Source organism: Streptomyces sp. NPDC003697 (genome assembly GCF_053587115.1).
Map to the genome: position 1 here is coordinate 1 of NZ_JBSFNN010000140.1, position 9,402 is coordinate 9,402.

At 72.5% G+C, this 9,402-nt stretch carries 11 protein-coding genes and 1 pseudogene; 8 read left to right on the forward strand and 4 right to left on the reverse strand.

The window, feature by feature from the left end; genetic code table 11:
* Nucleotides 1-139: pseudogene (locus ACWDNY_RS30580) on the reverse strand (RNA polymerase sigma factor SigF); the annotation flags it as partial.
* Between the two features lie 167 nt (nucleotides 140-306).
* Here ACWDNY_RS30580 and ACWDNY_RS30585 point away from each other — a divergent pair.
* Both ACWDNY_RS30585 and ACWDNY_RS30590 read left to right on the forward strand, forming a co-directional pair.
* A complete protein-coding gene (locus tag ACWDNY_RS30585) occupies nucleotides 307-666 on the forward strand; it encodes an STAS domain-containing protein (protein WP_451649060.1) in 360 nt (119 codons plus the stop codon).
* A 141-nt stretch (nucleotides 667-807) separates the two neighbouring features.
* Nucleotides 808-1,254: an ATP-binding protein gene (locus ACWDNY_RS30590; RefSeq protein ID WP_451649061.1), complete on the forward strand. Its 447-nt coding sequence runs from the start codon at nucleotides 808-810 to the stop codon at nucleotides 1,252-1,254.
* Between the two features lie 185 nt (nucleotides 1,255-1,439).
* On the opposite strand, the gene ACWDNY_RS30595 is transcribed toward ACWDNY_RS30590, so the two are convergent.
* Entirely contained in the window at nucleotides 1,440-1,769 is a 330-nt protein-coding gene (locus ACWDNY_RS30595) for a WhiB family transcriptional regulator (RefSeq protein ID WP_451649072.1), read from the reverse strand.
* An 882-nt stretch (nucleotides 1,770-2,651) separates the two neighbouring features.
* A complete protein-coding gene (locus tag ACWDNY_RS30600) occupies nucleotides 2,652-2,918 on the reverse strand; it encodes a hypothetical protein (protein WP_451649062.1) in 267 nt (88 codons plus the stop codon).
* 207 nt (nucleotides 2,919-3,125) lie between these two features.
* Between ACWDNY_RS30600 and mgrA the strand changes: the two genes are divergently transcribed.
* Nucleotides 3,126-4,169, forward strand: a complete 1,044-nt coding sequence (gene mgrA, locus ACWDNY_RS30605; RefSeq protein ID WP_451649063.1) for an L-glyceraldehyde 3-phosphate reductase — start codon at nucleotides 3,126-3,128, stop codon at nucleotides 4,167-4,169.
* 236 nt (nucleotides 4,170-4,405) lie between these two features.
* On the forward strand, nucleotides 4,406-5,191 hold the full coding sequence (locus tag ACWDNY_RS30610; RefSeq protein ID WP_451649064.1) for an SAM-dependent methyltransferase: 786 nt from the start codon (nucleotides 4,406-4,408) through the stop codon (nucleotides 5,189-5,191).
* Nucleotides 5,192-5,281: 90 nt separating this feature from the next.
* Here ACWDNY_RS30610 and ACWDNY_RS30615 read toward each other — a convergent pair whose 3' ends face one another.
* The gene (locus ACWDNY_RS30615; protein WP_451649065.1) at nucleotides 5,282-6,235 is read right to left on the reverse strand and encodes a M28 family metallopeptidase; all 954 of its coding nucleotides are present in this window, start codon (nucleotides 6,233-6,235) and stop codon (nucleotides 5,282-5,284) included.
* 329 nt (nucleotides 6,236-6,564) lie between these two features.
* Between ACWDNY_RS30615 and ACWDNY_RS30620 the strand changes: the two genes are divergently transcribed.
* From ACWDNY_RS30620 to ACWDNY_RS30635, 4 genes are all read left to right on the forward strand, one after another.
* Nucleotides 6,565-7,041, forward strand: a complete 477-nt coding sequence (locus tag ACWDNY_RS30620) for an SRPBCC family protein (RefSeq protein ID WP_451649066.1) — start codon at nucleotides 6,565-6,567, stop codon at nucleotides 7,039-7,041.
* Nucleotides 7,042-7,523: 482 nt separating this feature from the next.
* On the forward strand, nucleotides 7,524-7,844 hold the full coding sequence (locus tag ACWDNY_RS30625; protein ID WP_451649069.1) for a hypothetical protein: 321 nt from the start codon (nucleotides 7,524-7,526) through the stop codon (nucleotides 7,842-7,844).
* Nucleotides 7,845-7,934: 90 nt separating this feature from the next.
* Nucleotides 7,935-8,201 carry an HU family DNA-binding protein gene (locus ACWDNY_RS30630; protein ID WP_451649070.1) on the forward strand — a complete coding sequence of 89 codons (267 nt, stop codon included), beginning with the start codon at nucleotides 7,935-7,937 and terminating at the stop codon, nucleotides 8,199-8,201.
* A gap of 239 nt (nucleotides 8,202-8,440) precedes the next feature.
* Complete coding sequence (locus ACWDNY_RS30635; protein ID WP_451649071.1) at nucleotides 8,441-9,319, forward strand: aldo/keto reductase; 879 nt, start codon at nucleotides 8,441-8,443, stop codon at nucleotides 9,317-9,319.
* Nucleotides 9,320-9,402: the final 83 nt, after the last annotated feature.

The window sequence follows — 9,402 nt, forward strand, 5'->3', positions numbered from 1 at the left end:
CCTCCTCCAGCACCGCCAGCTGATCGAAGAACACCCGGCTCAGCTCCCGCGCGTCCCGCGGAGCCACCTTCGAGGGATCGGCGACCTCCGGCAACTGCGCCGTGCTCGTGTCGATCTTCGCCGTCGCCGTCGCGGTCATGTTCGTCCTCCCTGGTGACCGGCCCGGTGCCGGAACACGTTGGGCTGCGTCTACCCCGCCGCACGGGTGACACACCTCCCTGTTTTCGGCGAGCCGACTGGACACCGGGTACGAGGGCCGGATCACACGACTGGATCGGCCGCGCCCGGAAGTGTGAAGATGTCCCGATGAACTGGGCCTCTGAAGCGACCGTGCAGGTCAGGAAGCACGAGCGGATCTTCGAGATCTCGGTGCGCGGCGACGTGGACTACGCCGAGTCCGACCTGCTCGAGGCGGCCTGGGCCGAAGCCGACGAAGCGGGCACGTCCGTGACGGTCGTGGATCTGTCCGGCGTGACGTTCGGCGACAGCGGTCTGCTCAACGCCCTGATCGCCGCCCGGCAGCGGCACCTGGCGAGCGGCCGTTCCCTGATTCTCCTCGGACCCCTGCAGGAGTCCGTCGTGCGGCTGCTGCGGCTGACGGGGACCTACGAGCACTTCACGATCACCGACTCGCGCGCCGCGGCACTGGAGGCCGACGCCGGCTGAACGGCGGACGTGCGCGACCGAGCGAAGTGCGGCCGCCGTCCCCATGACTGATGCAACAGCGGGTAACCGACACGAGAACGAGGACACGGGCCGTAGTCACGGCCACCGCAAGCACCCCTCTGACACGCAAAGGCACTGAGCATGGCCCATCCGCTTAGGAAGCAGGCGGCGGCCGAGCGGCCTCCCGGCTCGACTCCCACCCTCCACTACAACGCCGCCTGGGACACCGACGCCCTGCGCATCGCGGACGCCCGACACGCGGTGCGGGCATTCCTGCTCCAGGCCGGCCACACCGGCGATCAGCGCGTCGCCCAGGACGCCCAGCTGATAGTCAGCGAACTCGTCACCAACACCATCCGGCACGCTCCCGGGCCCAGCGGACTGCAGCTGCGGCTCACGCCCGGCGACCGCACCCTCAGCATCACGGTCTGGGACACCTCCCCCGAGCTGCCCCGCATACAGGCGCCCGAGGCGCAGCGCATCGGAGGTCACGGACTGCACCTGGTCAACACGCTCAGCGACCGGCTCGAAGCCGCCGCGCTGGACGGCGGCAAGCGGGTCACGGCCACGCTGAGCCTGGACCGGTGAGCCTCCGCGCGCATCGGCGGCGCGACCCCTTCCTTCTTCCGGTGCTCCCCGCACCTCCCCTTTCCCCTGCCGACCCGAGCCGGCGTTCACGGTCCTCCTGCCGGGGCACGGACACCCGGCCGTGTACCGGTGGGCACATGGACGGGACGGACCGGACGGCTGCCGCCGCATCGGCCGTCCCGCTCTCAGCAGACCGCCTTCACCGGCCGGTTGGCGACACCCAGGGCGGCGGCGCGGTGGCTCTCGTGCTCCGTCCGTGCCGTCTCCAGCAGCCGCCGCCAGGAAGTGACGGTCGGCCGCCGGCGCAGCAGGGCCCGGCGTTCGCGTTCGGTCATGCCGCCCCAGACACCGTGCTCGATCCGCTGGTCCAGGGCGTAGGCCAGGCACTCGGTGCGGACCGGGCAGCCGGTGCACACGGCCTTGGCCCGGTGCTGCGCCGCCCCCTCGACGAACAGGTCGTCCGGATTGCCCACCCGGCACGTTCCGCGCTCGGCCCAGTCGGTCTCCACTCTCACTCCGTTCACGTCCTCTCCCCTGTTCCGGCCCGCAGGAGCCGTTGCTTCATGCGACCGGCATGTGACGCTACGTCCGCGCCGCGCGCACCGGTACCACGCGTCCCTCTTCCACCACACCTTCGGGTGACGGGCCTTGTGGCACGACCCACCGCGCGCTATTACGCAGCCGGCCCGTCCCGCCTCGGGCGCCGTGCAATCGCTGTCAACTACAGTGACGTTTCTGACGCGTCGGATGCTCAATGCGACTGCCTGCGTGTACGCGTCCGCTGTCCGGCGGGTCGGCCCGGGCCGAATCGGCGGACCGGCGCCGTGCTGTCGCCGCACCCGCCCTTCACCGACCGCAGCACGGACTCCGGTGGGGCGGCACCGGCTCGGACCGCCGCGACGACGTCGGCCACCGGTGCTCGACGGCGGCCGGGGAGTGCAGGGGCGCACGGCTGCCGGGATGCGGACGGCGGCCGCCTGCCGTCCGCGGTGCGGTGGCGGCGCCCCTGACGGCGTGCGGTGCCAGTGGGACGCGGCCCGCGCCGAGGAGATGCGGTGCGGCTCGACCGGGCCCGCCGAGGGCGTGCGCCAGGCCCGACCGGGGCGCGTCGAGTGAGGGGGGCGGAGGCCCGACCGGGCGGCCCGCGGCGCGGTTGCGGAGGTGGCGCGGTCCAGGACCGCGCCACCCGTGTTTCCCCATCCATCCGCGCCGCATCCCGTACCCGCTGCACGCCGACCCATGCACGCCGCTCGTGGGTCGGCGGCGGAACCGGTGCTCGAGACCTGCTCGTACCGGCTCCGTTCCGAGCCGCGGTCCGCCACAGCGCCGGTGGCGGGGGCCCCGCGGCCCGGTGGCCCCGCGGCTCACCTCGGCCTCCTTCCGCCGCCCCCCTGCCGTCAGGGCACGTCCCCACGCCAGTCGAAACGGCGTCCGCCGTCGGCCCGCGGACGGTACAGGGCGCGGCCGCCCGGACCGTAGCGCCCTATCTCGGTGGGCAGCTCGACCCCGCCGCGCAGTTCTCCCTCGGACCGGTCGGTGACGTCGAGGAGCAGGCCGTCCAGGGGGCCGCCGACCAGTTCCACGTACGACCGCCCGGGCCGCGGCCCCGCGTCGTCGTGGTCGGCGCCGTAGACCCGGCCACGCATGAACTCCAGCTCATCCATGCGGGCAGGATCGCAGGCAGCACTGACATCGATGCTGGCACTCAGGTCCGGGGCAAGCAGCGGGCCGCGACGGCATTCAGCGACGGTGCTGCTGAATGCCATGCGGGGGAACGGTTGGACTTCGGGATGACTCAGGAGCAGGGTGGGCATGTCCCTCCGCTCCCCCCGGAGCACCGCACGCCCTCGCACCACCCGGAGAAACGCCTGATGAGCTACGTCGCAGACCCTGAGCGCTACAACGGCACCATGCGCTACCGCCGGACCGGGCGCTCGGGGCTCGACCTTCCCGTCCTGTCGCTGGGCTACTGGCACAACTTCGGCGACGACAAGCCGTTCGAGACCCAGCGCCAGATCGCCCTGCGCGCCTTCGACCTCGGCATCACCCACCACGACCTCGCCAACAACTACGGCCCGCCCTACGGCTCCGCGGAGATCAACTTCGGGCGCCTGATGAAGCAGGACCTGGCGCCGTACCGGGACGAGCTGGTGGTCTCGACCAAGGCCGGCTGGGACATGTGGCCGGGCCCCTACGGCCAGGGCGGCGGATCGCGGAAGTACCTGCTCGCCTCACTGGACCAGTCTCTGCGCCGGACGGGGCTGGACTACGTGGACATCTTCTACTCGCACCGGCTCGACGCGAGCACGCCGCTCGAGGAGACGATGGGCGCGCTGGACACCGCCGTCCGCCAGGGCAAGGCCCTGTACGTCGGCATCTCCTCCTACGACGCCGAGCGGTCCCGCGAGGCGGCCGCCATCCTCCGTGACCTGGGCACCCCGCTGCTCATCCACCAGCCGTCGTACAGCATGCTCAACCGCTGGATCGAGACCGAGGGCCTGCTCGACACCGCGCAGGAGGAGGGCTTCGGGGTCATCGGCTTCACGGCCCTGGCCCAGGGCCTGCTGACCGGACGTTACCTGGACGGCGTCCCCGAGGACTCGCGGGCCGCGCAGGGGAAGTCGTTCGACAGCGGCTGGCTGTCCGACGACATGCTCGGCAGGCTGCGGGCCCTGAACGACATCGCGGCCCGGCGCGGGCAGACCCTGGCCCAGATGGCGCTGGCCTGGGCGCTGCGGGACGAGCGCGTCACGTCGCTCGTCATCGGCGCCTCCCGCGTGGAGCAGCTGGAGCAGAACGTCGCCGCGCTCCAGAACCCGGCCTTCACCGGTGAGGAGCTCGCCGAGATCGACAAGTACGCCACCGACGGCGGCGTCGACCTGTGGCAGGCCGCCCGGACCGGAACCCTCGGCTGACCCCGCGCGGTCCGCGGGAGCGGAGGGACGGACCGCCCGCCGGCGCGCCCCGCGCCGGGGCGGGTGAACTCACCGCTCCGGCGGACCGCTGCGCCGGTGAGGCGTCGACCGCACCGCTCCCGTGCCCAGTTCGGCCGTCATCGCCTCAACTGCCCCTGACTGCACGGCAGATCGACTCCGACGTAGGATGATCCGGAAAACGGCGCGAGCTGTTCACCGGTGCGACGGAGACTGCCATGACGACCGACACCCCCCACCCCCCGATCGACACCAGCAGGGCCCACCCCGCGCGGGTCTACGACTGGCTGCTCGGCGGCAAGGACAACTACCCGGTCGACGAGGCGGTCGGCGCGCAGTTGCCGCTCCAGGCGAAGGACGCGGCGCGGCAGAACCGGGAGTTCATGCACCGGGCGGCGGCCTGGCTCGCCGCGCAGGGCGTCGACCAGTTCCTCGACATCGGCACGGGGATCCCCACGGAGCCGAACCTGCACCAGATCGTGCAGGACGTCGTGCCGTCGGCCAAGGTCGTCTACACGGACAACGACCCGATCGTCCTGCGCCACGCGGAGGCGCTCCTGGTCAGCCGCCCCGAGGGGACCACCGACTACATACAGGCCGACGTGCGGCAGCCGGAGGGGATCGTCCGGCACGCCCGGAGGGTGCTGGACTTCGACCGCCCGGTGGCGCTGTCGCTCATCGCGCTGATGCACTTCGTGCCCGACGAGCAGGACGCCCACGGCATCGTCCGCGACCTGGTCGCCACGCTGCCGTCCGGCAGCTACCTGGTGCTGTCGCACGCCGCGTCGGACCTGTACCCGGAACTCGCCGCCCGGGTCACCGCCGAGTACGCCCGGGGCGGCATCCAACTCGCCTTCCGTACGCGGTCGGAGGTCGAGCGCTTCTTCGACGGCATGGACCTGGTCGCGCCCGGCCTGGTGACGGCCACTCGGTGGACGCAGCCCGGCGTGGAGTTGCCCTCGGAGGAGAGCGGCATCTACGCCGGCGTGGCCCGGGTGCGCTGACCGAGCGCGAGGGGGCCGGCCGTCCGCGGCGTCGGACGGACGGCCCCCTCCGGCACGCCGGCACTCCCGTGGGGGCGGAGTGCCGGGGCTCTACGACGACAGGGCCCAGACCGCGTACGCCACCGCGTCCGCGTTGCGGTTCAGCGCGGTGTCGTCGATGTCGGACACCGTGTCGCAGGACGAGTGGTAGCAGCGGTCGAAGGCCAGGCCTGCCGTCCCGCCCCACTTCGCGGCCTGTGCGGAGGTCTTGACGTAGTCCGCCCCGCTGAAGACGCCGCCCACCGGGATGCCCGCGTTCTTGAAGGACGCGTGGTCGGAGCGGCCGTCGCCCTCGGTCTCCCGTTCCGTCGCGATCCCGAGCCCGGTGTAGTAGTCCTTGAACGTCTGCTCGATGGCGGGGTCGTCGTCGTAGACGAAGTAGCCCGGGTTGGGCGAGCCGATCATGTCGAAGTTGAGGTAGCCCTTGATCTTCGTACGGTTCGCGGCGGACAGACCGCCGACGTAGGTGCGGGAGCCGACCATGCCGAGCTCCTCCGCGCCCCACCAGGCGAACCGCAGGTGCCTGACGGGCCGGTAGCCGGTCCGGGGCACGGCGAGCGCGGTCTCCAGGAGCGCCGCCGAGCCGGAGCCGTTGTCGTTGATGCCGGGGCCCGCCGTGACGCTGTCGAGGTGGGCGCCGGCCATGAGGACCTGGCTGGTGTCGCCGCCGGGCCAGTCGGCCACGAGGTTGTAGCCGGTGCGGCTCGACGCGGTGAACTGCTGGACGGTGGTGGTGAATCCGGCGGCGTCCAGCTTGGCCTTCACGTAGTCGACCGAGGCCTTGTGACCGGCGCGCCCGTGCGCGCGGTTGCCGCCGTTGGCGGTCGCGACGGACTGCAGCTGCGCCAGGTGGGCCTTGACGTCGGTCAGGGAGATGTCGGGCGCGGCGGCCGCCGTCCGGGGAGCCGGGGCCGCCCCCGCCGTGGCACCACCGCCGCTGAGGAGGGCGGCGGCGACGGCGACGGTGGTCGCGGCGGTGCCGGGGAGGCGAACGGAGTGCTTCATGTGGGCTCCGTCTGTTCGAGGTGGAGGCACGCGGTTGGCCCGCAGGAGCGCACCGGAGGGACCGCATGACATGTCCACGATCGATGTGGGGTGCCTGGGATAGTGACGGGCGGCCGATGCACCGTCAAGAGCGGAAACCGGACAGCGGCGTCCGCATAGCGATCCCCCGGCCCCGCAACACCCCGCCGCGGCCGGTGTGGCGGGGTGCGTCGGCCCCGCGTCCGGGACGCGGGGTGGTAAAGCCGCACTCGTCGGGTACTCGCGCATCATGCCGAGCGGCGGGCCGGCGGCCCGCCGCGGCCGATCAGCGAGACTGGAGGCACACGTACATGAGCACGGTCAAGGAAACGGTGGAAGTCGAGGTCCCCGTCCGCACCGCCTACAACCAGTGGACGCAGTTCGAGTCCTTCCCCCACTTCATGGATGGGGTCGAGGAGATCAGGCAGCTGGACGACCGGCACACCCACTGGGTCACGAAGATCTCCGGGGTCAAGCGGGAGTTCGACACCGAGATCGTCGACCAACTCCCCGACGAGCGCATCACGTGGCGCACCACCAGCGGTGAAACCCAGCAGAAGGGCATGGTCCGCTTCGAGCGGGTGGACGACACGCACACGCGCGTCGAACTCGTGATGGACATCGAGCCCAGCGGCGTGGCCGAGAAGACCGGTGACCTGCTGGGTGTGATGGACCGGCGCATCAAGGGAGACATGAAGCGCTTCAAGCAGTACATCGAGGAGCGGGGAGACGAGTCCGGAGCATGGCGCGGACGCATCGCGCCAGGGGACGCCGGTGGCACTCTCTGACAGCGGCCACGGCGCGCCCCGACTGCCCCGGGCAGTCGGGGCGCCCCTGTGTCGGCTGCGTGCCGCGGACGGGGCACGCCCGCGCCGCCCCTGGTCCCGGGCGTCGGTACCGTGCACCGTGGTGAGCTGCGACCGTGCGGGGGTCACCGGCCGCACCCACCAAGGAGGTCGCGCGCGCCGAAGCTTCTGCGCCTGGTCCAGGGCGGGCGGCTGGATTGCGGGCGGCTGGATTTCTGCGCCTCCGTCAGCGGGGTCCTCCCCCTGGCGGAGGCCGCCGAGGCGGTCCAGCGGCTGGAACGGGAAGGAAGGCGACCCCGTCCGGCTGGTGCTGCGCCCCTGATCCTCGACGCACGCCGGGCCGGCGCCGCCCCCGGGCCCGGCGAAGCGGGCGGGCGCCTCCCGCTCCCGTCGTGCGGGCGCTGTCCCGTTCCCGCCCGCGATCCGGGCGCATCGTGCTGTCGTGGCGGGAAACCCGGCCCGGCATGGCACACGATCAGCATCACGACCAGCAGTCCGCGTCCCCCGCCGACGACCAGCAGGTGGCCGAGCGGCTCGTGCCGGTCTGGCTGGAGGAGACACGCCGGAACGACGCCGAGGCCGCGCGGCGGGCCGAGGAGGGCTGGCAGCAGGGTTCGCTGTCGCCGGAGGCGGCGCAGGATCTGGCCCACTGGGTGACGGCCCGGGTCACCGACACCGGCTTCAACGAGGACGAGGGGCCCGACGTCCGGGGCCCCGCCCACATCACGCCCGCGGACAAGGAGAGCGTCCACCGGTGGCTCGCGGCGCGGGGACACCGGATCTGACCCGCTGCGGGTGCGGCCGGCAGGCCGGCGGACCACGATGGTGGAGGTGCACGATCCGGTGTGCCGGCCGATCGGGAACGGGTGCGTCACATGAACAGAACGCGGCTGGTCGAGGCGACCGCGGGCAAGGCCACGGAACAGGATCCGCCGGCGAGGCTGGCGGCGGAGGACGTCGAGCGGGTGCTGGACGCCGTGTTCGGCACCGTGGAGCACCCGGGCACGATCGCCGAGGCACTCCGGAACGGCGAGACGGTCGTGTGCGGCAGCTTCGGCAGCTTCCACAGCGACGAGGGTGCCGTCGTCACCTTCCGGCCGGGCAGAGCCCTGGCCGAGTTCCTCGAGGGCTCCGTCCGGTGAACAACCGCACTTCGCCCGCCGGTGTCCGTCACCGCCCGGCCGGGCGGTGACCCGCGGCCGGGTCGGCGGTGCGGGCCACCGGCCCGGGACGGCGTGACGGCGCGGCACCGCGGCACGCGCGGACGGCCGCGCTCGTCACAGCCGGGCCCGACTGCGACAGAACGTCTCGATCCGCTTGGTCCGGCGCCGCGCGGGCACTCGGAACGACCCGACGCAGCGCTCCTTGTGAAGGACACACCATGAGCACCTCCTCCTCTGCCCGTCCGGCCGAGGCCTCCGGCACCTTCGACCTCGGCGGTGACCTGCCGGTCCACCGGCTCGGGTACGGAGCCATGCAGCTGACCGGCCCCGGCGTGTGGGGCGAGCCGAAGGACCCCGACGAGGCCGTGCGGGTGCTGCGGCGCGCCGTGGAGCTGGGCGTGAACTTCATCGACACCGCCGACTCCTACGGCCCCTTCGTCAGCGAACAGCTCATCCACAAGGCACTGCACCCCTACCCGGACGACCTTGTCATCGCCACCAAGGGCGGGCTCACGCGGTCCGGCCCGGACGACTGGCGCCCGGTGGGCCGGCCCGAATACCTGCGGCAGCAGACCGAGCTGAGCCTTCGTCATCTCGGCGTGGACCGCATCGACCTGTACCAGCTGCACCGCGTCGATCCGAAGGTGCCGCTCGCCGATCAGGTCGGTGAACTGGTGCTGCTCCAGCAGGAGGGCAAGATCCGGCACATCGGACTGTCCGAGGTGACCGTCGAGCAGATCCGGCAGGCCCGGGAGCTGGCGGACGTCGTGTCCGTGCAGAACCTGTACAACCTCGCCGACCGCAGCGCCGAGGACGTCCTCGACTACGCCGAGAGCGAGAACATCGCCTTCATCCCCTGGTTCCCGATGGCCACCGGTGAACTCGCACGCCCGGGCGGCCCCCTGGACAGTGCCGCCGGCAAGCACGACGCCAGCCCCTCGCAGCTCGCGCTGGCGTGGCTGCTGCGCCGCTCCCCCGTGATGCTGCCCATCCCGGGCACGTCCAGTGTCGCCCACCTGGAGGAGAACGTGGCGGCGGCCGAGATCACGCTCACGGACGAGGAGTGGGAGGAGCTGGCGCAGAGCGCCGGGGCCTGATCCCCGTACGGCGCCGGCCCGGGGCACGGCCGCCCACGCGGCCGCCGACCGGAGGCAGTTGGGTAGGAGTGGGGTGCCGGCCG

Bases quoted from the DNA above. Each gene is read 5' to 3' on its own strand.
- ACWDNY_RS30630 (WP_451649070.1), top strand. From the start codon at position 7,935: ATGAACAGAACGCGGCTGGTCGAGGCGACCGCGGGCAAGGCCACGGAA.
- mgrA (WP_451649063.1), top strand. From the start codon at position 3,126: ATGAGCTACGTCGCAGACCCTGAGCGCTACAACGGCACCATGCGCTAC.
- ACWDNY_RS30600 (WP_451649062.1), bottom strand. From the start codon at position 2,918: ATGGATGAGCTGGAGTTCATGCGTGGCCGGGTCTACGGCGCCGACCAC.
- ACWDNY_RS30585 (WP_451649060.1), top strand. From the start codon at position 307: ATGAACTGGGCCTCTGAAGCGACCGTGCAGGTCAGGAAGCACGAGCGG.
- ACWDNY_RS30620 (WP_451649066.1), top strand. From the start codon at position 6,565: ATGAGCACGGTCAAGGAAACGGTGGAAGTCGAGGTCCCCGTCCGCACC.
- ACWDNY_RS30625 (WP_451649069.1), top strand. From the start codon at position 7,524: ATGGCACACGATCAGCATCACGACCAGCAGTCCGCGTCCCCCGCCGAC.
- ACWDNY_RS30635 (WP_451649071.1), top strand. From the start codon at position 8,441: ATGAGCACCTCCTCCTCTGCCCGTCCGGCCGAGGCCTCCGGCACCTTC.
- ACWDNY_RS30610 (WP_451649064.1), top strand. From the start codon at position 4,406: ATGACGACCGACACCCCCCACCCCCCGATCGACACCAGCAGGGCCCAC.
- ACWDNY_RS30615 (WP_451649065.1), bottom strand. From the start codon at position 6,235: ATGAAGCACTCCGTTCGCCTCCCCGGCACCGCCGCGACCACCGTCGCC.
- ACWDNY_RS30590 (WP_451649061.1), top strand. From the start codon at position 808: ATGGCCCATCCGCTTAGGAAGCAGGCGGCGGCCGAGCGGCCTCCCGGC.